This is a genomic window from Brachybacterium sp. GCM10030267 (assembly GCF_042666875.1).
GTDB lineage: Bacteria > Actinomycetota > Actinomycetes > Actinomycetales > Dermabacteraceae > Brachybacterium.
In genome coordinates, this window is the sequence record NZ_JBHTCX010000005.1 from 84,790 (window position 1) to 101,929 (window position 17,140).

Annotated in this window: 23 protein-coding genes, 2 tRNA genes and 2 pseudogenes; 16 read left to right on the plus strand and 11 right to left on the minus strand. The window is 68.9% G+C overall.

Annotated features, from left to right (window positions below; genetic code table 11):
* Window positions 1-77: 77 nt before the first annotated feature.
* The 7 genes from clpS (at window position 78) to ACFQS2_RS04475 (ending at window position 5,362) form a co-directional block, all read left to right on the plus strand.
* The gene (gene clpS / locus ACFQS2_RS04445) at window positions 78-401 is read left to right on the plus strand and encodes an ATP-dependent Clp protease adapter ClpS (RefSeq protein WP_377017462.1); all 324 of its coding nucleotides are present in this window, start codon (window positions 78-80) and stop codon (window positions 399-401) included.
* Window positions 401-1,033: a DUF2017 domain-containing protein gene (locus tag ACFQS2_RS04450; protein ID WP_377017464.1), complete on the plus strand. Its 633-nt coding sequence runs from the start codon at window positions 401-403 to the stop codon at window positions 1,031-1,033. Before clpS ends, ACFQS2_RS04450 begins: the two co-directional genes overlap by 1 nt.
* 220 nt (window positions 1,034-1,253) lie before the next feature.
* The gene (gene murI / locus ACFQS2_RS04455) at window positions 1,254-2,066 is read left to right on the plus strand and encodes a glutamate racemase (RefSeq protein WP_377017466.1); all 813 of its coding nucleotides are present in this window, start codon (window positions 1,254-1,256) and stop codon (window positions 2,064-2,066) included.
* Window positions 2,063-2,845: an MBL fold metallo-hydrolase gene (locus ACFQS2_RS04460; RefSeq protein ID WP_377792853.1), complete on the plus strand. Its 783-nt coding sequence runs from the start codon at window positions 2,063-2,065 to the stop codon at window positions 2,843-2,845. The genes murI and ACFQS2_RS04460 overlap by 4 nt, the downstream gene beginning before the upstream one ends.
* Window positions 2,846-2,867: 22 nt before the next feature.
* On the plus strand, window positions 2,868-3,635 hold the full coding sequence (gene rph, locus ACFQS2_RS04465; RefSeq protein WP_377792854.1) for a ribonuclease PH: 768 nt from the start codon (window positions 2,868-2,870) through the stop codon (window positions 3,633-3,635).
* Entirely contained in the window at window positions 3,632-4,270 is a 639-nt protein-coding gene (gene rdgB / locus ACFQS2_RS04470) for an RdgB/HAM1 family non-canonical purine NTP pyrophosphatase (RefSeq protein ID WP_377792855.1), read from the plus strand. Before rph ends, rdgB begins: the two co-directional genes overlap by 4 nt.
* A 6-nt stretch (window positions 4,271-4,276) precedes the next feature.
* Complete coding sequence (locus ACFQS2_RS04475; RefSeq protein WP_377792856.1) at window positions 4,277-5,362, plus strand: phosphotransferase; 1,086 nt, start codon at window positions 4,277-4,279, stop codon at window positions 5,360-5,362.
* 39 nt (window positions 5,363-5,401) lie between these two features.
* Here ACFQS2_RS04475 and ACFQS2_RS04480 read toward each other — a convergent pair whose 3' ends face one another.
* The 7 genes and pseudogenes from ACFQS2_RS04480 to ACFQS2_RS04510 all read right to left on the minus strand — a co-directional run bounded on the left by ACFQS2_RS04480 (window position 5,402) and on the right by ACFQS2_RS04510 (window position 8,909).
* Entirely contained in the window at window positions 5,402-5,944 is a 543-nt protein-coding gene (locus ACFQS2_RS04480) for a DUF4916 domain-containing protein (protein ID WP_377792857.1), read from the minus strand.
* Complete coding sequence (locus tag ACFQS2_RS04485; RefSeq protein ID WP_377792858.1) at window positions 5,941-6,615, minus strand: histidine phosphatase family protein; 675 nt, start codon at window positions 6,613-6,615, stop codon at window positions 5,941-5,943. Before ACFQS2_RS04485 ends, ACFQS2_RS04480 begins: the two co-directional genes overlap by 4 nt.
* Window positions 6,616-6,778: 163 nt before the next feature.
* A pseudogene (locus ACFQS2_RS04490) lies at window positions 6,779-6,928 on the minus strand (integrase core domain-containing protein); the annotation flags it as partial.
* Window positions 6,929-7,007: 79 nt separating this feature from the next.
* Window positions 7,008-7,280, minus strand: a complete 273-nt coding sequence (locus ACFQS2_RS04495; RefSeq protein WP_377792859.1) for a hypothetical protein — start codon at window positions 7,278-7,280, stop codon at window positions 7,008-7,010.
* Window positions 7,281-7,327: 47 nt separating this feature from the next.
* Entirely contained in the window at window positions 7,328-7,699 is a 372-nt protein-coding gene (locus ACFQS2_RS04500; RefSeq protein WP_377017489.1) for a nuclear transport factor 2 family protein, read from the minus strand.
* A gap of 74 nt (window positions 7,700-7,773) precedes the next feature.
* On the minus strand, window positions 7,774-8,253 hold the full coding sequence (locus ACFQS2_RS04505; protein WP_377792860.1) for a GNAT family N-acetyltransferase: 480 nt from the start codon (window positions 8,251-8,253) through the stop codon (window positions 7,774-7,776).
* Window positions 8,254-8,282: 29 nt separating this feature from the next.
* Window positions 8,283-8,909: a dihydrofolate reductase family protein gene (locus tag ACFQS2_RS04510; protein ID WP_377792861.1), complete on the minus strand. Its 627-nt coding sequence runs from the start codon at window positions 8,907-8,909 to the stop codon at window positions 8,283-8,285.
* Between the two features lie 244 nt (window positions 8,910-9,153).
* Between ACFQS2_RS04510 and ACFQS2_RS04515 the strand changes: the two are divergent.
* From ACFQS2_RS04515 to ACFQS2_RS04530, 4 genes and pseudogenes are all read left to right on the plus strand, one after another.
* Window positions 9,154-10,341 (plus strand): annotated as a pseudogene (locus ACFQS2_RS04515) (IS3 family transposase).
* A gap of 200 nt (window positions 10,342-10,541) precedes the next feature.
* Window positions 10,542-10,727: a hypothetical protein gene (locus tag ACFQS2_RS04520; RefSeq protein WP_377017496.1), complete on the plus strand. Its 186-nt coding sequence runs from the start codon at window positions 10,542-10,544 to the stop codon at window positions 10,725-10,727.
* A gap of 221 nt (window positions 10,728-10,948) precedes the next feature.
* On the plus strand, window positions 10,949-11,428 hold the full coding sequence (locus ACFQS2_RS04525) for a DUF4383 domain-containing protein (RefSeq protein WP_377792863.1): 480 nt from the start codon (window positions 10,949-10,951) through the stop codon (window positions 11,426-11,428).
* 269 nt (window positions 11,429-11,697) lie between these two features.
* The gene (locus tag ACFQS2_RS04530) at window positions 11,698-11,838 is read left to right on the plus strand and encodes a hypothetical protein (protein WP_377792864.1); all 141 of its coding nucleotides are present in this window, start codon (window positions 11,698-11,700) and stop codon (window positions 11,836-11,838) included.
* A gap of 203 nt (window positions 11,839-12,041) precedes the next feature.
* On the opposite strand, the gene ACFQS2_RS04535 is transcribed toward ACFQS2_RS04530, so the two are convergent.
* Window positions 12,042-12,257: a hypothetical protein gene (locus ACFQS2_RS04535; protein ID WP_377792865.1), complete on the minus strand. Its 216-nt coding sequence runs from the start codon at window positions 12,255-12,257 to the stop codon at window positions 12,042-12,044.
* 157 nt (window positions 12,258-12,414) lie between these two features.
* Window positions 12,415-12,496: transfer RNA gene (locus ACFQS2_RS04540), tRNA-Leu, on the minus strand.
* Between the two features lie 146 nt (window positions 12,497-12,642).
* Here ACFQS2_RS04540 and ACFQS2_RS04545 point away from each other — a divergent pair.
* Both ACFQS2_RS04545 and ACFQS2_RS04550 read left to right on the plus strand, forming a co-directional pair.
* The gene (locus ACFQS2_RS04545; RefSeq protein WP_377017502.1) at window positions 12,643-13,398 is read left to right on the plus strand and encodes an SDR family oxidoreductase; all 756 of its coding nucleotides are present in this window, start codon (window positions 12,643-12,645) and stop codon (window positions 13,396-13,398) included.
* 104 nt (window positions 13,399-13,502) lie between these two features.
* Entirely contained in the window at window positions 13,503-14,027 is a 525-nt protein-coding gene (locus tag ACFQS2_RS04550; RefSeq protein WP_377017504.1) for a hypothetical protein, read from the plus strand.
* A gap of 102 nt (window positions 14,028-14,129) precedes the next feature.
* Here the strand turns inward: ACFQS2_RS04550 and ACFQS2_RS04555 are convergent, their stop codons facing one another.
* Window positions 14,130-14,546 carry a YchJ family protein gene (locus tag ACFQS2_RS04555; protein WP_377017506.1) on the minus strand — a complete coding sequence of 139 codons (417 nt, stop codon included), beginning with the start codon at window positions 14,544-14,546 and terminating at the stop codon, window positions 14,130-14,132.
* 136 nt (window positions 14,547-14,682) lie between these two features.
* On the opposite strand from ACFQS2_RS04555, the gene ACFQS2_RS04560 reads away from it, so the two are divergent.
* Both ACFQS2_RS04560 and ACFQS2_RS04565 read left to right on the plus strand, forming a co-directional pair.
* Entirely contained in the window at window positions 14,683-15,138 is a 456-nt protein-coding gene (locus ACFQS2_RS04560; protein WP_377017508.1) for a GNAT family N-acetyltransferase, read from the plus strand.
* A 74-nt stretch (window positions 15,139-15,212) separates the two neighbouring features.
* Window positions 15,213-15,797, plus strand: a complete 585-nt coding sequence (locus ACFQS2_RS04565) for a sugar O-acetyltransferase (RefSeq protein ID WP_377017510.1) — start codon at window positions 15,213-15,215, stop codon at window positions 15,795-15,797.
* Between the two features lie 57 nt (window positions 15,798-15,854).
* Here the strand turns inward: ACFQS2_RS04565 and ACFQS2_RS04570 are convergent, their stop codons facing one another.
* Window positions 15,855-16,751 carry an NAD-dependent epimerase/dehydratase family protein gene (locus ACFQS2_RS04570; protein WP_377017512.1) on the minus strand — a complete coding sequence of 299 codons (897 nt, stop codon included), beginning with the start codon at window positions 16,749-16,751 and terminating at the stop codon, window positions 15,855-15,857.
* 196 nt (window positions 16,752-16,947) lie between these two features.
* On the opposite strand from ACFQS2_RS04570, the gene ACFQS2_RS04575 reads away from it, so the two are divergent.
* Window positions 16,948-17,021: transfer RNA gene (locus ACFQS2_RS04575), tRNA-Lys, on the plus strand.
* The last annotated feature ends 119 nt before the right edge of the window (window positions 17,022-17,140 follow it).

Here is a 17,140-nt window from a genome sequence, read left to right on the forward strand (position 1 = left end):
GTCGGGCGCGCCCCGTAGACTCGACGGGCACCGCGTCCCGGCAGATCGGGACGTGGCGGGACACAGGAGGAGCACGAATGCCGGTCGAGCTGCCGCGGGCTGAGCCCGACACGGGCTCGCTGACCGATCTCTCCCACAGCAACCAGCTGACGATGGATGCCGAGGGGCCCTGGTGCACGGTGGTCTGGAACGACCCCGTGAACCTGATGAGCTACGTCACCTTCGTCTTCCGCCGCTACTTCGGGTACTCGCGCCTGGTCGCCGAGCAGCTCATGACACAGGTCCATGAGGAGGGACGGGCGATCGTCTCGCGCGGGTCCCGCGAACGCATGGAGACCGACGTGCAGGCCATGCATTCCTACGGCCTGCGGGCCACGCTGGAGAAGGCGGAGGAGGACTGATGGCGCATGCGTTCCGCCGTCGGCCCGACGGCTCCCTGGCCTGCCGGCTCGACGGCGAGGAGAAGGCGATCATCGCCCAGGTCGCCCAGGAGACCGCGGAGCTGATCCGCGGCGACCTCGGGATCGACTCGGACGCCGATCCGCTGCGTCGTGCCGCCGAGAGCGAGGACCCGCTGCGCCGGCTCGAGGCCGAGTTCGCAGGCCGCGATGCCCGCGAGCCCGCGGACTCCGCCGTCAAGCGCCTGTTCCCGGCGGCCTCTGAGGATCCGACGCTCGCCGCCGAGTACCGCCGGCTGGGTCAGCAGGACCTCGCCGACGGCAAGCTCGCCGACCTCCGCCGCGTGATGGCGATCCTGGACGCCAGCGGCAGCGAGCACAGCGAGGTCGTGCTGGACGATGACGACGCCCTGGCGGTGCTGCGCGCGCTGAACGACGTGCGGATCGTGCTCGCGGACCGTCTGGACCTCCAGCGCGACGGCGACTTCGACACCGTGCGGATGCTGCAGCAGATCGGCGAGCGCGTGGAGGGGGCGAGCGAGACCGACGACGACACCGTCGGCTCCGACATCGTCATCGCCGTCTACGAGCTGCTGTCGTGGCTGCAGGAGAGCCTGCTGCGGGCATTGGACTGAACGACGACCGGCGAACCCGCAGTGGTCCGCGAGGAACGAGCGGGCCGCGCAGGGTGAGCGGGAGGAGTTCAGTCGGTTGGATAGTGGACTGAGCGACGACCGGTGAGCCCGTCGTGGTCCGCGAGGAACGAGCGGGTCGCGCAGAGGCGCGACTGTGAAACTGCACCCAGTGAGCGCGCCACGAGTGTTTCGGGGACCCCGCGACACTAGCCTTGCCGGGATGAACAACGCGCCGATCGGGATCCTCGACTCCGGGGTGGGCGGGCTGACCGTGGCCCGAGCCATCCTCGACCAGCTGCCGCAGGAGGAGCTGGTCTACATCGGCGACACCGCGCACAGCCCGTACGGGCCCCGCCCCATCGCCGACGTGCGCGCGCTGGTGCTGGGGATCATGGACGATCTCGTCGAGCACGGCGTGAAGCTGCTGGTGATCGCCTGCAACACCGCCTCGGCCGCCGTGCTGCGCGATGCCCGCGAGCGCTATCAGCTGCCGGTGGTCGAGGTGATCCAGCCCGCCGTGCGCCGCGCCGTCGCCGCCACCCGCAACAACCGCATCGGCGTGATCGGCACGCAGGGCACGGTGACCTCCCGTGCCTACGAGGACGCGTTCGCCGCGGCGCCCGATCTGGAGATCGTCACCCAGGCCTGCCCCCGCTTCGTCGAGTTCGTCGAGAACGGGGTCACCATGGGCGACGTCGTCGCGGAGGTCGCCGAGGAGTACCTGGCCCCGGTGCGCGAGGCCGGCGTGGACACCCTGGTGCTGGGCTGCACCCACTACCCGATGCTCGCCGGCCCCATCAGCTACGCGATGGGACCGGACGTCACCCTGGTCTCCTCCGCCGAGGAGACCGCGCTGGACGTCTACCGCCAGCTGCGCGGCACCGACCAGCTGCGACAGTCGGAGCGCTCGCCGCGCCACGTCTTCGCCCAGACGGCCGACGGGGACGGCAGCGAGTCCTTCGCCCGCCTCTCGCGCCGCTTCCTCGGGCCGACGCTCGACATGACCGCCTCCCTGCCGGTGGTCTCGGCATGAGGCTGACCGTCATCGGCTGCAGCGGCAGCTTCGCCGGCCCCGACAGCGCCGCCTCCAGCTACCTCATCGAGCAGGAGGACTCCAGCGGCCGCCTCTGGCGGGTGCTGATGGACCTCGGCTCCGGCGCGTTCGGCCCGCTCCAGCGCGTGATCGACCCGGCGGAGCTGGACGCGGTGATCATCTCCCACCTCCACCCCGATCACTACCTCGACCTCACCGGTCTCGAGGTGTTCTGGGCCTACCACGAGCGCGACGACCTCCCGCAGCTGCCGATCCACGCCCCGGAGCCGCTGCCGGACCGGCTCTCAGCGGTGCTGTGCCGTGAGGGGTACGTCCCCGCCGGCGTCGACGGCGTGCCATTCGCCTACCACGCCCTCGCCGACCGCCGGGACTTCTCCATCGGCCCCCTCGACATCGAGGTGCGCGCGGTGACCCACCCCGTCGAGGCCTACGGCTTCCGGATCACCGGCGGGGGCGGCGTGCTCGCCTACTCCGGGGACACCGACTCCTGCCCGGCCCTGGACGACCTGGCCGCCGGCGCGGACCTCTTCCTGTGCGAGGCCGGGTACATCGAGGGCCGCGACGACCGCTTCAGCGGCGTCCACCTCACCGGCCGCCGCGCCGGGCAGTGCGCGACCCGCGCCGGCGTCGGGCAGTTGGCGCTGACCCACATCCCGGCCTGGACCGAGCCCGCCGTCACCCTCGCAGAGGCCCGCGCCGCCCACGACGGCCCGATCCAGGTGGTCCGTCCCATGGATATCCTCGACGTGTCCGCCTGAACATCCCCACGAAGGGAGCTCCGTGAGCTCACAGACCCAGACCGAGCCCGCGCCGGCCGGTGACCGCGTCGACGGCCGCACCCCGGATCAGCTGCGCGAGGTGCGCATCACCCGCGACTGGCTCGACCACGCCGAGGGCAGCGCCCTGATCGAGTTCGGCCGCACCCGTGTGCTGTGCGCCGCCTCCTTCACCGAGGGCGTGCCGCGGTGGAAGCAGGGCTCCGGCTCGGGCTGGGTCACCGCCGAGTACGCGATGCTCCCGCGCGCGACCAACTCCCGGTCCCAGCGCGAGAGCGTCAAGGGCAAGATCGGCGGCCGCACCCACGAGATCTCCCGCCTGATCGGCCGCTCCCTGCGCGCGGTCATCGACCTCGACGCCCTGGGGGAGAACACGATCCAGCTGGACTGCGACGTGCTCCAGGCCGACGGCGGCACCCGTACCGCCGCGATCACCGGCGCCTACGTCGCCCTGGCAGACGCGATCGCCTGGGGCAAGCGCCACACCTCCCTCCCCGCCGCCCGGGAGATCCTCACCGACTCCGTCAGCGCCATCAGCGTCGGCATCGTCGGCGGGCGTCCGCTGCTGGACCTGGAGTACCGCGAGGACGTCGAGGCCGAGACCGACATGAACGTCGTGGTCACCGGCGCCGGGTCCTTCGTCGAGATCCAGGGAACCGCCGAGGGCGCCCCCTTCGACCGCACCGAGCTCGGATCCCTGCTCGACCTGGCCACCGGCGGGTGCACCACCCTCGCCGGCATCCAGCGCGAGGCCCTGGACCAGCCGCGATGAGCGCGAGCGTCGCCGGCGTGCCCGAGGGAGCCCGGGTCATCCTGGCCACCCACAACGCCAAGAAGCTGCACGAGCTGCAGCGCATCCTGGTGGCTGCGGTCCCCGGCCTGGAGGCCGAAGCCGTCATCTCCTCGGCGGGGATCGACCTGCCGGACGCGGTGGAGGAAGCGGTCACCTTCCAGGGCAACGCCCTGCTGAAGGCGCACTCCGCCGCCGAGGCGACCGGCCTGCTGGCGGTGGCCGACGATTCCGGTCTCTCCGTGGATGTGCTGGGCGGCTGCCCGGGCATCTTCTCGGCTCGCTGGAGCGGGCGCCACGGTGACGACGAAGCCAACAACGACCTGCTGCTCGCCCAGCTCGCGGACATCCCCGACGAGTACCGCACGGCACGGTTCGTGTGCGCGGCGGCGCTGGTGGCCCCCGACGGCACCGAGATCGTCGAGCGCGGCGTGATGACCGGCCGGCTGCTTCGCGAGCGCCACGGCGAGGGCGGCTTCGGGTACGACCCGATCTTCCTGCCCGACGGGGAGGGACGCTCGGCCGCCGAGCTCGCCCCCGAGCAGAAGGATGCGATCTCCCACCGCGGCGAAGCCTTCCGCGCCATCGCCGAGCACGTCGCCCAGCTCCTGGGCTGAGAAGTCATGGCGCACGGCGTGAACCCAGCGGAGGCGCCGTGGCGCGAGGCCGTCGCTGCCATGGTCGGCGCCTCGAGCGTCGATCTCGAGGACGTTCGACGCGAACCCCTGGACTACGACGCGTTCCTGGCCCACCGTGACGTGCACCGGCTGCGCGGTGCGGCCGTCACCGGCACCGGACGCCGGCCCTGGTCACTGATCGAGAAGGTGACAGAGGGCCCGGCGACGGCCTCGCCGTACCTGCTGGACAACGGCCGACGCGAGCACGCCGCCTACACCTCCGGCCTGCTCGAGGACCTGGCACCGTCGCTGGTGGCGCCGCGCCTGTACGGCTCGCAGGTCGAGGCCGACGGCCGGATCACGCTGTGGCTCGAAGAGATCCGCGACGAGGCGCCCCGGCCCCTGGAGGCCGAGTCGCTGCTGGCGATCTCGCGAGATCTCGGCGCGATGGCGGGACGATGGCTGGACCGGGTCCCGTCTCACCCCTGGCTGTTCACCGGCTGGATCGACCGGCACGCGCAGCCGGAGGCGATGGAGGCCGGACTGGCCACTCTGGAGCGCGCGAAGACGCCATCGAGCCTCTCGTGGACCGGCCGCGAGGGCGAGTCACAGGAGCTGATCCGCGCGCAGCCCCGCGTGCGCGCGATTCTCGAGGCGCTCCCGCAGACGCTGTGCCACCACGACGCGGTGGGCGCGAACACTCTGCGCAGCGGCGGTCGCAGCGCGCTGATCGACTGGGAGTCGGTGGGACCGGGCCCGGTGGGCGCGGATCTCGCGTCCGTGCTGTTCGCCTCCGTCCGGCGCGGCGACGCGTCGGCGCACGTGGTCCGCTCGCTCGTCGAGGACGCCTTCGACGCCTACGTCGAGGGGCTGCGCTCCGAAGACGCGGAGGCCGACGTCGCTGCCGCTCGCCGTGGATGCGACGCCGCGATCTGCCTGCGCTGGAAGCTCGCCGCCGACGTCGCCGAGACGGCCCTGGAGGGCCGCCCGGCGCGGCGGGGGAGCGCGCCGGAGGAATCTCCCGAGCAGGCGCTCGAAGAGCTCACGCAGCTGGTCGGCATCCTGCTGGACGCGGCCCGACGCGTTCTCTAGAGGGTCGAGGTCAGCTCCCGCGAGCGGGCCGTCAGCGCCTCAGGTGGCGCCGACGTAGGCGAGGGCACGGCGCACGATCAGGTCGCGGCCACCGGTCATCTCCTCGAGCGGAGAGGGCTCCGCCAGCAGCTCGTCGAGCCCGAACCACGCCATCTCCAGCGCGTCCTCCTGCGGGGCCGTCTCCCCGTCGATCGGGACGATGTAGGCCATGGAGATGGCGTGCTGGCGCTGATCGTGGAACGGCGAGATCCCCGGGGTGGGGAAGTACTCCGCGACCGTGAAGGGCACGGGGGAGACCGGGATGCGCGGCAGCGCCATCGGCCCCAGGTCCTTCTCGATGTGCCGGGAGATGGCCTCGCGGACCGTCTCGTGGATCAGCACCCGCCCGGAGACGATGGCGCGCACGATCTGCCCGCCCCCGTCGGCCCGCAGCAGCAGTCCGACCTCGACGACGCTGCCGTCCAGGTCGGTGCGCACCGGCACGATGTCCACGTACGGGATCGGGAGACGGCGACGCAGTTCCTCGATGCCCTCGGGTTCGAACCATGCGCCCTCGGTGTCCACGGCGGTGCGGTTGGTCATCGGGTACCTCCCTGGAGAGCGTCGGTCGGGTCCTGGTCGGCGACGGCCTGGGCCGCCTCGGGCTTCTCGGCGAAGAATCGGGGGTTGCGGTCGCGGGAGGGGACTTCCACCTCGTTGTCGACCGCCCTGCCCGCGATCATGCGGATCCGCCAGGTGGTGTCCTCGAGCTCGATCACCGAGAGGGTCGCGTTCGGGATCGAGGGCAGGGGCCGCTCGATGATGCCCGACAGCAGGAACCGGATGAGCGTCCCGTGCGCGACGACGAGCACCTTCTGACCGGGGAAGCGCTCCTCCAGCGCTTCGAGCGCGTCATAGCCGCGATCGGCGACGGCCTGGTAGTCCTCGCGGCCCGGGAAGGACCGGTCGGGGTAGAGCTCCTGCATCTCCTCGACCGGCCGGCCCTCGGCCTCGCCCCAGTCGATCTCCACCAGCTTCGCCTCGGTGCCGCCGAAGGGGATGCCGTGGTCCGCCGCGATGATCCGCGCCGTGTGCTCGGCTCGCTGCAGCGGCGAGGAGACGACCACGTCCCAGACCATGTCGGGCAGCTCGTCGAAGGCGCGGTGGGCCTGTTCGACACCGGTCTCGTTCAGCGGCATGTCCGAGGAGCCCTGGAACAGGTTGTGGAGGTTGTAGTCCGTCTGCCCATGGCGGACGAGCCCGAACAGGGTCATGAAGCGTCTCCTCGGAAAAGGGGTGTGTTCCGTGCGCGAGAAGGGACTCGAACCCTGCTCCCACATCGTCGGGACCAGCGTATACGCACGGCACCGTGGGTTCACGCCTCCCTGCCGTTCCCCCGGCTTCTCCGTGAACCGGCCGGGTTCTCTGCCACTGGTTTGCGGGTTCGGGCCCTCGGGTGAAGGCCTCGTAGTAAAGCGTCTCGAACTCTATCGGGGTGAGCATCCCGAGAGAGCCGTGGAGGCGCCGGTTGTTGTACCAGTTAACCCATCCGGCCGTTGCGTTCTCGACGCCTGCGAGGGTGCGGTAGTTGAAAAACCGCGATCTCGCCGGTTCGGGGGTTGACCTTGATGAGGTGGTAGACCTCGCGGATGACGTAGCGCTTCAGTCAACGGACGACGTCGCGCTTGCTCCTGCCTTCGGCCGCCCGACGGGCGACGTAAGCGGCATAGATCCCGTAGCGAGCCGCACGAGCGGTGAAGCCCGGCAGATCCTCGACGAAGAGCGTGACCCGAGAGCGCCCCGCACCTTCTGGATCGAGCTCGGTGTAGATGTGACATAGATCAGACATCGTCCAGACGCGCCCGGTCTCATTCGGCGCGAATGCCGGAGCACCAAAGAACGCCTCGAACCCGCTTTCAGCGACATCGAGGTCGCTCACGGCCAAGCCTGCGAACAATCGCGCGCCGGAGAGTTCGGGTGCCACACTCACCAGACGTCCCCCTCGGCCAGCGGAACGACCCAGGCCCGGCGCTCACAGATCAGACCTTCTCGCATCACGAAGACCTCTGCCATGGCCAACCGCTTCATCGATCCATCCGGTTGGGGCACACGCCCCCGAAGCTCAGCCATGATCGTCTCGTGCTCTTCCACCATCCGCACCACCTCCAGCTCGGGGTCTCCAGCAAACCCCGGGCCCTCGATGGCGGCATCATAGGCAGCCTTTCCTTCCAGTACGAAAGCGCCAAATACCGTCCAACGGATGTCATCGGTCAAGCAGGCCAAGATCTGATCATGATCCGTGCGCCGGAAACCATCGAGATAACGCTCTACGGTCTGCTTGTTAGGACTCGTTTCCATGTGATTCTTCCTCCTCGTCGCAGCGATTATGCTGCCTCGTCGTCACCGGGCTGCCGAAAGGTGTCCGGCACAACTCATGCGCCGTTCAAATCGACATGCATCTCGAAGTTTGGCACCAGGATGCCACGGACTATGTTGATACGGTTCTCACGGTTAACCACGAAGCCGCTCCGCGCGAAGGCAGCTCGTGCGCCACGACTCGCTCGGGTGGTGACGCGCGTGCACCCACGCCGTCGCGCTTCAGCCAGCGCCGCCGCGATCAGCTCCTGGGCGACGCCGCGTCCGCCGACTCGGGGAGCGACGAACAGCATGTCCACCTCGGCTTCGTCGGTTAGGTCGCAGAAAGCCACGAGCGCGCCCTCCCACTCGGCCACGATCGTCCAGGCACGCGAGCGAGCAGGGGCCCAAGTTGCCACATCCAGTTGTGGAGGACACCATGCGTTGATCTGATCGGGGCGGTAGTGTGCCGACGCGGTCTCTCGGATGGCGCGCACGTAGACCTTGAGGGTGTGCTGTGCATCCGCGCCGCGATATCGTCTGATCTTCAGCGGCAACTGAGCACCGTGAGCGGCTTCGAGACAACTCACCCTACTGCCGAGACACCCTCGTAGGCCGCGAAATCCGGCCTCCCCCGCGTCTCGAAGACCTGGATGGTCAGCCCCTGAGGTGTCGTGCGGCTGCTCATGAGTTCGAAGCCGAGCGGGGCCGCGCCATCGGGGAACAGCCGTCGGCCCTGCCCTACGACCACGGGCGCTACGACCAACCGCAGCTCGTCGACGAGGCCGGCCGAGAATAGGCTCTGGGCCAGCGACGAGCTACCGTGCACCTGCAGGTCGCGGCCTGGTTGGGCTTTGAGGCCAGCGATCTGCGCCTCGACATCCCCGGTCACGATGGTGGTGGGATTCCACTCGCCGTCAGCAAGGGTCTGCGTAGCGACATACTTCGGCAGATTGTTCATCCGCACTGCGAAGGGGTCCGCGGGATCAGTGATCTGGGGCCAGTCACGGGCAAACGGCTCGTAGGTGCGTCGGCCGAGCAGGAGCGCATCGGCATGCTCCAACCAGTCGGAAGCCTGATCCACGAATGTTGCGTCCATGTGCGGTACCAGCCACCCGCCTCGTGTGAATCCTCCGCTGGGATCCTCCTGCGGCGAGCCTGGGCCTTGCGAGACCCCGTCTAGACTCACGAACCGCATAACGGTCAACTTCATTGTGGAACTCCTTCTGGATGAGAGCCGTGCCGTACACCATGCCGCGATCGCCGCAGCGACACAACGGACGTCGCTCCTAGACTTTGAGGCAAGCGACGCACCGGAACATCCGCCATCAAGGTCGATCAGCATCACCCAATCGGGCGATAGTGAAGCACTGCTGGGACTGCCGCACGGGACTGCTGCACGGATAGGTGACATCTGATCTGGCTTGCCCGCTGGGCGGCCAGGAAGGATGTGCACCGTGCCCGCTCCCTATCCCCAGGAGTTCCGCGACGATGTCGTGCGAGTGGCCCGGTCCCGCGAGGACGGCGTCACGATCGCGCAGATCGCCAAGGACTTCGGCGTCCACGAGATGACGCTGCAGAAATGGCTGCGCCAAGCCGACATCGAGGACGGCAACCGGCCCGGCAAGACCCGCGAGGAGTCGGCCGAGCTGCGTGATGCCCGTAAGCGGATCCGGCTGCTGGAGCAGGAGAACGAGGTCCTCCGCCACGCAGCGGCCTAGCTGTCCCAGGCGAACCTGCCGTCAAAGGCTCTACCCGCTCGTGAGCGAGCTCGCCGCCGACAAGATCCGTGTCGCGGTGTCCCTGCGGGTGCTGAAGCTCTCCCGCCAGCCCTACTACCGCTGGCGGAAACAACAGGTCACCGAGACCGAGCTGATCGAGGCCTACCGTGCGAACGCGCTGTTCGACGCGCACCGCGACGACCCCGAGTTCGGGCACAGATTCCTCGCCGGTGAAGCGGCCGAGCGTGGCGAGGTCGTCTGTGAGCGGACCGCGTGGAGGACCTGCCGGGACAATCAGTGGTACTCCGCCTTCGGGAAAAGCGGGGGAAGAATGGCAAGAGGCCGGGCCCGCCCGTGCACGATGACCTCGTCAAGCGGGACTTCACCGCCGATGACGTCAACGAGCTGTGGCTGACCGACATTCTCCCGCAAGCGGGAGGTGCCCCCTCCGAGCACCCCACCGATGAGGGCAAGCTCTACCTCTGCGCGATCAAAGACGCGTTCTCCGGGCGGATCGTCGGCTACTCGATGGACTCGCGGATGAAAGCCCGCCTCGCAGTGAACGCCCTGGACAGCGCCGCATCGCGACGCGGTGACACAGTGGAATGCATCGTGCATTCCGACCGCGGGTCGCAGTTTCGGGCGCGGAAGTTCGTGCGCGCTCTCAACTGTCATCACCTCATCGGATCGATGGGCCAAGTCGGTGCCGCCGGGGACAACGCGGCCATGGAATCGTTCTTTGCTCTACTGCAGAAGAACGTGCTGAACCGGCGTCGCTGGCGGACCCGCGAGGAGCTCCGGATCGCGATCATCAGCTGGATCGAACGCACCTATCACCGACGCCGCCGGCAGGCCCGCCTGGGCCGATTGACCCCCATCGAATACGAGACCATCATGAACCCGACCGTCACCCTGGCGGCATAACACCGCAACTGTCACCTATCCGTGCAGCAGTCCCTTCCAGCGATGATCAAGCACCAGCAGAGCGGTGAGGACGGAGCCGTTCTTGCGGGTGCGACTCGTCTCCCCCCTCGACGACCGAGTCGTTCTCCGGGAAGCCCCCGCTCTCCGAACCCCCGCCGGGAGAGCGGGGGTGTCCTGCGTGGTGGAGCTATGATCGCGTCATGGATCCCGCACTCGTAGGGGCACTGACGATGTTGCTTGTCTGGGCGATCGTAGTGCTCGGTGCTGTGCTGCTACTGATCGAGGCGTACTGGCTCGCCCGAGGGGCCGCCGCTGGACGATTCCAGCACGTGATCTCGTGCGTCCACCCGAAGGGCAACGACCTGGACCCTGTCGGCTTGCAGTGAGGTCTCCCGGCCGCCCCAGATCTCCAGTCTTCCGGCTCGTTTTCATTCCGATCGGTCGGCTCCTTTGAGCCCACCGCCCACCTGGGGCTAGGTTGTGACTCAGTACACGCAGTCGACAGGATGATCAGTGTGCACTCGCTGTCATCGAAGCTCCCGTAGACGTCACGCTTCTCGTGCCCTCGCGGCACCTGAGCGAGGCTCACGCGATCGGAGGATTGTTGATGAATACCCCTGACCGCTCTCCCACTGTGAATGATCTCGGCCGTACTCCAGTACAGATCGCGGCTCTGGTGTACGGTGCCGTGTTTTTCCTCGTCGGGATAGCCGGGTTTATTCCCGGCCTGACCACCGACGTCGGCTCGATGCAGTTTGCGGGGCATCATTCTGAAGCGATGCTACTGGGCATTTTCCAGGTATCGATCCTGCACAACGTCGTGCACCTGCTGTACGGTGTCGCAGGGGTCGCCCTAGCCAGCCGCGCATCCCTCGCCCGCCTCTATTTGCTGATCGGCGGCATCGTCTACCTGGTGCTGTGGATCTACGGCCTCGTCATCGGCGAGGAGTCGATGGCCAACTTCGTGCCGCTGAACACCGCCGATAACTGGCTCCATTTCGTCCTCGGCGTCACCATGATCGCGCTGTCGTTCCTCCCTCGCCGTCGACCAGGCCGCGCCGTCACCGCGACCCAGCACGACGGGTAATCGAGAGGGTTTCGACGCCTGAGCCCACCGACCCGCTCTGCGTCTCTCTGGCACCGCGGAACGGCTCAACCGGGTCGAGTAGGCCGCCGAGCCGCGACAGGCGCGTTGAACAAGCAATATGGCCCGCCCGTTTGACAACCGCACCACCACACTGAATGGAGAACATCATGCTGAAGATGCTGAGTGACCTCGGGTTGAGGTCGGATCATATGTACACCGCTGGTTTTGCGTCGATCGGCCTGACGGTCGCCCAGTGGACAATGTCCGCCATGAAGTCCAGTGACTCGCGCGCTCAGGCCGACCGCTGGGGGCTATTCGTCGGTCAATGGGCGCCAACATTTTTCGTGCTGGGCGTCGCTATGAAGCTCGAGGAGCAGCGCTCACTGCCCGCCCTCGGCAAGAAGGGCTAGCAGCTACCGCGCGTCGTAGCAGTGGAAGGTGGGGGCGAAACGAATTGCCCCCACCTTCCGCTCGTCCGCAGCAGTCCAAGACTTCGCCGCAAGGCAGTCCGATGTGGCAGTCCGCGGCACCCCTTTGGTCCGCGGCACCCCTTTGGTGCCCGGGAGTCGCTATGTCTCGATAACAACGGATTTATCCTCTGATCCCAACCCGTTCAGGCACCGGCGCAGAGCCCAGCGCGTCGGCATTCAAACCCGTTCACCAGCGAGTAATTTGCAATCGGCCCCGGCTCGCTGAGGCAACGTCGTGTCGAGCTTGAAGTGCACCGAACGGGCATCGGGCCCTCGACCGTGAGCTGATACTGGATCACCAGCCCGTGCACGATCCGCACGGCGGCCTGATGCGCGGAGAAGACAGCGAGGTCGCTCATGGGGGCCAGCATGCAGCGAGTGTCAGACGACCATGAGTGCCCATCGCGGTCGTACCCCAGGGGGCGCAGTGCCCATTCCGTGCCCACCACACCTGTACAGGCCCGACTGAAGTCCGAACGTGGGAGGTCAGGGCTGAGTCAGGGCTGAAAGGATGCGTGCGCGAGAAGGGACTCGAACCCTCACGCCCTCAGGCACTGGAACCTAAATCCAGCGCGTCTACCAGTTCCGCCACTCGCGCGCCCGCCCAGCTTATCGGCCACCGGGGGATGCTCCGGTAGGCTCGGGGAGCTGGTGGCGCGATGCACTCGGCCCGTCCCCGGAGGGTGCGGCCGCTCGCCCCTCGTCATCTCGAATCCTCACCACGAATCATCACAGGAGTTGCTCATGAGCGCCCTCGCAGGCAAGACCGCCGTCGTCACCGGATCCTCCCGCGGAGTCGGCGCCGCCACCGCGAAGCTGCTCGCCGAGCAGGGCGCCAACGTGGTCATCAACTACCGCCAGAAGGCACCCCGCGCCAACAAGGTCGTCGGCGAGATCGAGCAGGCCGGCGGCTCGGCAATCGCCGTCGGCGCCGACCTCACCGAGACCGAGGGCGTGCGCGCCCTCATGCAGGCCGCGGTCGACACCTACGGCAGCCTGGACCTGCTGGTCCTGAACGCCTCCGGCGGCATGGAGGCCGACCTCGGCGAGGATTACGCGATGCGCCTGAACCGCGACGCCCAGAACGACGCACTCAGCGCCGGCCTCGAGCACCTCTCGACCGGCGGCCGGGTGGTCTTCGTGACCAGCCACCAGGCGCACTTCATCGACGACGTCGAGACCATGCCGGAGTACGAGCAGGTCGCGCGTTCCAAGCGCGCCGGCGAGACCGCGCTGACCGCACGGATCGACGAGATGTCCGCCCGGGGCGTCTCCTTCGTCGTCGTCTCCGGCGACATGATCGAGGGCACCGTCACCGCGACCCTGCTGAACCGTGCCCGCCCGGGCGCCCTGGAGCAGCGCCGCGAGGCCGCCGGCAAGCTGTACTCGGTCGAGGAGTTCGCCGCCGAGGTCGCGCGCATGGCCACGGCGGACGTTCCGACGGGGCACATCGAGCTCGTCGGTGGGGCAGAGGACTTCCTCGCCCGCACCCGCGGCTGACCCGCGCCCTCGGCTGACCAGTCACGCGGCGGAGGATTCCGAGCGGCACGCCTGCTCGCGATACGATCGGCGCAATCAAGCCCTGACGACCCCCGGAGGCAGTGGTGGCCAAGAAGAAGAGCCTGGACGACATGCGCGACGAGGCCTATCGCCGGCAGGACAACCTCGCGTCGGACATCGATGAGCTGGTCGACCGTGTGAACCCCAAGAACGCGGTCACCCGCTGGAAGAACGAACTCGTCGGTTCGATGAAGGGTTTTTCCGCCGCCGGTGACGAGAAGACCCCCGTGACGCTCCCGGTAGCGATCGCGGGCGGCGTCATCGGCGTGGTCCTCATCGGTGCAGGCGTCACGGCGGCGATCGTCCTGTCCGGCGGCGACGGGAAGGCGCCCGAGGCGGCGCAGAAGAAGGCCGGCACAGCGGCCACGAAGAAGACAGCGGCGGCCAGGCGTGACGTCGCCGGTGCCAAGAAGGCCGTGACGAAGAAGGCTGCTCGCACCACGGGGAAGGCCAAGGCGACGACGGCCGCCACGGTCGCACCCGTCAGGACGAAGGCAGACCGCGCTGCGCGGAAGACGCGTGCCGCCGCGAAGCACGGCGCGAAGCAGGCCCGCAGAGCGCGTCGCTGAACCGGCCCGACCACCGGGCCCGACCCGCTGATATCCGGCACTCGGCGCCGGCCGCCCCGCGCGGCCGGCGCCGATGAGTCTCTGCAGCCTCGACGGCTGCCTCTACAGCGCACCGTCGACGTACAGCCAGCTGCCGTCCTCCCGGACGAAACGGGAGACCTCGTGCTGCTCCTGGCGGCCCTGTGGCGTGCGCGCGATGGCGGTGAACTCCACGGTCCCCTCGCGGTCGAACGGGCCGCCCCCGGTCGTCTCACCGAGCTCCAGCCGCAGCCATCGCACGTCGGCCGCGACGGACTCCGCGAGGTCGCCGCGGTCGGGGCGCCGGGTGGGATGCCAGGTACGCAGCAGATGGTCCACGTGCCGTATCGCGAAGGCCGTGTACCGCGAGCGCATCAGCGCCACCGCCGTGGCTGCTCGCCGCCGCTCGCTTAGCACGGGCCCGCAGCACGCACCGAAGGTGTCACCGGTGCCGCACGGGCAGCGCGAATCGTCGGCCGGGGGAGTGGACGGAGCGCTCATCCCACGAGTATCGCCGAGACCGCCATGCGCCGATCCCAGCGAGTGCCGGTGGCAGTGCGTGCCTGTGTCCGGTGTGACCCGGCCGAGCTGCACCGGTGCCCGCAGATCGCGGGATCGCGGATGGCAGGATCGGAGCATGCCCGAACGTCACTCCGCACCAGGCGAGCACCACCACGTCGACCTCCCCTCCGGGTACCGCCTCCTGAACGAGCCGCCCACGAGCGATGAGTACGTGCGCCTGCGGCAGATCGTCGGGCTGAGCCCACGCACCCATGCACAGGCCGCCGGTGCGCTGAGGGCCAGCTGGGCCTGGACCACCGTGCGCACCGACGACGACGCCCTCGCCGCGATGGGCAGGGTGCTGAGCGATGGCACCTGGTACTTCCACCTCGCCGACATCGCCACGGACCCCGACCATCAGCGTCAGGGCCTCGGCCGCGCCGTGATGGAGGAGCTCATCGCCCGGATCGATGCCGCCGCGCCGCCGAATCCGTACATCACCCTGCTCGCCGATCCGCCCGGGCAGAAGCTCTACCGCTCCCTGGGCTTCGTGGACTCCGCGCCGAGCCTGGGGATGCGCCTGCCGCGCTGATCCCGGTGCCGTGCCGGCCGCGCGGAGCATCCCGACCGGTACGACCGCTCGCTGCTTCCGCCTAGGCTCGGATCATGCAGAGCTTCCATGTCGACGAGGACGACCAGCGCTCGCCGCTGGAGAAAATGAGGGCCGGGGACTGGTACCTCGCCGATGATCCTGCGATCCAGACGGCCTACCGCCGGGCACTGGCCCTCTCGGCGCGCTTCAACCGCGACTACGCCGAGGACCCCGACACAGCCCAGGAGATCCTCGGTGATCTACTCGGCACGTTCGGCAGGGGCGCGCATGTGCGAGCCCCGCTGTACCTCGACTACGGGAGCAACCTGCATATCGGTGCGGGCACCTTCGTCAACTACCACCTGACGGCACTGGACGTGGTCGAGATACGCATCGGTGACAACTGTCAGCTCGGGCCCAACATCCAACTGCTCACTCCCGTCCACCCGCTCGAACCCGAGCCGCGTCGCCAGGGATGGGAGGCGGCCGAGCCGATCACCGTCGGCGACAACGTCTGGATCGGCGGAGGCGCGACCATCCTGCCGGGAGTCAGCATCGGCGCGGACTCCGTGATCGGGGCGGGAGCGGTCGTCACCAGGGACGTCCCTGCCCGCAGCGTCGCCGTCGGCAGCCCGGCGCGGGTCGTGCGGACGCTCTGACCGGCTCCGGCGCACGACGGCGGAGGCGTTCGATACCGAGGCTCCGATCGGGCCGCGTCAGCGGCGGGACCAGCCCGGGGTCGAGGGGCCGATCGTCGGCCACCATCCGGTCTCCGACATGAAGCGCACCGAGGAGACGCGCAGCGAACGCCGCTGCGTGTCCAGCCGGGTGCCGACGATGGCCTGGGTGATCTCCGGGTAGAACTTCGCGGGCTGATCGACACCGGCCTCCATGGCCAGGTCCTTCGCCCAGCGCCGACGGGGGATCGGCTCCCCGCCGACGTTGTAGAAGCCGCTGTCCGCGCGCAGGGCCGCCACGAAGGCGCGGCCGGCGTCGGTGTGGTGCAGCAGCGTCACGTATCCATCGGGCCGGCCCAGCAGGATCGGGTCCCCCGAGCGGGTGGCCTTCAGCGCGTAGGTGGTGTGCGGGTCACGGCCGAACAGCTGGCCCAGGCGCAGCACCACGCTGCTGCGACCGGAGGTCGCGAAGTCCACCGCGGCCCGCATCTCCTTCACCCGCGGGCGGAACGCCTGGTTGTGGACGCTGAGCGGCTGATCCTCGGTGATCCAGTCCGACCCGTTGTCCGGGTACAGGAAGATCGTGGACTCCTGGATCAGCTTGCGCACGCCGGCCTCGGCGGCCGCCTTGGCGATCGCGACGGACGCCTCGAGGTGGAGCTTGTCGTCTTCCCGCCAGGCCAGGGGGCGCAGCCCGGCCATGCCGACGGGCACGTGGGCGAGGGTGTTGATGACGACATCGTGACCGCGGAAGGCACGGGCGAGGTCGGAGGCGTCGAACACGTCGGCGACGACGGCCGCGCCGCCTCGTCCCTCGACGATCGGTACGCCGGAATCGCGGCGGGTGATCCCGGTGACCTCGTGTCCGGCGGCGACCAGAGCCTCCACCGCCTCCTGCCCGAGCACACCCGTGGCACCGGTGACCGCGATCCTCACTCCGACCTCCTCCGCCGAGCGTCCACCGGACCCTCGCGCGCCGACATTCCTGGGATGGTCGAGTCTAGGCGATTCCTGGATGCCCGGCCGCTCCGTCTGGCCGAGGCGGAACCAGCCGGTGACCTGTTCGCTCGCTCACAGAGCGCCCGCCCACCTTGGACGTGAGGGGATGAGCGGGTAAAGTCTCCATCTGTTCGCGCCATTAGCTCAGTTGGTTAGAGCAGCTGACTCTTAATCAGCGGGTCCGGGGTTCGAGTCCCTGATGGCGCACCCGCGAGAGAGGCCCCACCGGATCGGTGGGGCCTCTTCGCGTCTCTACCGGTCGACCTGGCCCGAGGGCGGCGCCGATCGATCCGCGCCCCGTGCGTCCGATGATGGGCCTGCGCCCG

Coding starts and splice junctions, on each gene's coding strand:
- ACFQS2_RS04560 (WP_377017508.1), top strand. CDS start 14,683: ATGCCCGAACGTCACTCCGCACCAGGCGAGCACCACCACGTCGACCTC.
- ACFQS2_RS04545 (WP_377017502.1), top strand. CDS start 12,643: ATGAGCGCCCTCGCAGGCAAGACCGCCGTCGTCACCGGATCCTCCCGC.
- ACFQS2_RS04510 (WP_377792861.1), bottom strand. CDS start 8,909: ATGAAGTTGACCGTTATGCGGTTCGTGAGTCTAGACGGGGTCTCGCAA.
- ACFQS2_RS04480 (WP_377792857.1), bottom strand. CDS start 5,944: ATGACCAACCGCACCGCCGTGGACACCGAGGGCGCATGGTTCGAACCC.
- murI (WP_377017466.1), top strand. CDS start 1,254: ATGAACAACGCGCCGATCGGGATCCTCGACTCCGGGGTGGGCGGGCTG.
- ACFQS2_RS04485 (WP_377792858.1), bottom strand. CDS start 6,615: ATGACCCTGTTCGGGCTCGTCCGCCATGGGCAGACGGACTACAACCTC.
- clpS (WP_377017462.1), top strand. CDS start 78: ATGCCGGTCGAGCTGCCGCGGGCTGAGCCCGACACGGGCTCGCTGACC.
- rdgB (WP_377792855.1), top strand. CDS start 3,632: ATGAGCGCGAGCGTCGCCGGCGTGCCCGAGGGAGCCCGGGTCATCCTG.
- ACFQS2_RS04555 (WP_377017506.1), bottom strand. CDS start 14,546: ATGAGCGCTCCGTCCACTCCCCCGGCCGACGATTCGCGCTGCCCGTGC.
- ACFQS2_RS04565 (WP_377017510.1), top strand. CDS start 15,213: ATGCAGAGCTTCCATGTCGACGAGGACGACCAGCGCTCGCCGCTGGAG.
- ACFQS2_RS04535 (WP_377792865.1), bottom strand. CDS start 12,257: ATGAGCGACCTCGCTGTCTTCTCCGCGCATCAGGCCGCCGTGCGGATC.
- ACFQS2_RS04520 (WP_377017496.1), top strand. CDS start 10,542: ATGGATCCCGCACTCGTAGGGGCACTGACGATGTTGCTTGTCTGGGCG.
- ACFQS2_RS04460 (WP_377792853.1), top strand. CDS start 2,063: ATGAGGCTGACCGTCATCGGCTGCAGCGGCAGCTTCGCCGGCCCCGAC.
- ACFQS2_RS04530 (WP_377792864.1), top strand. CDS start 11,698: ATGAAGTCCAGTGACTCGCGCGCTCAGGCCGACCGCTGGGGGCTATTC.
- ACFQS2_RS04525 (WP_377792863.1), top strand. CDS start 10,949: ATGAATACCCCTGACCGCTCTCCCACTGTGAATGATCTCGGCCGTACT.
- ACFQS2_RS04450 (WP_377017464.1), top strand. CDS start 401: ATGGCGCATGCGTTCCGCCGTCGGCCCGACGGCTCCCTGGCCTGCCGG.
- ACFQS2_RS04475 (WP_377792856.1), top strand. CDS start 4,277: ATGGCGCACGGCGTGAACCCAGCGGAGGCGCCGTGGCGCGAGGCCGTC.
- ACFQS2_RS04500 (WP_377017489.1), bottom strand. CDS start 7,699: ATGGAAACGAGTCCTAACAAGCAGACCGTAGAGCGTTATCTCGATGGT.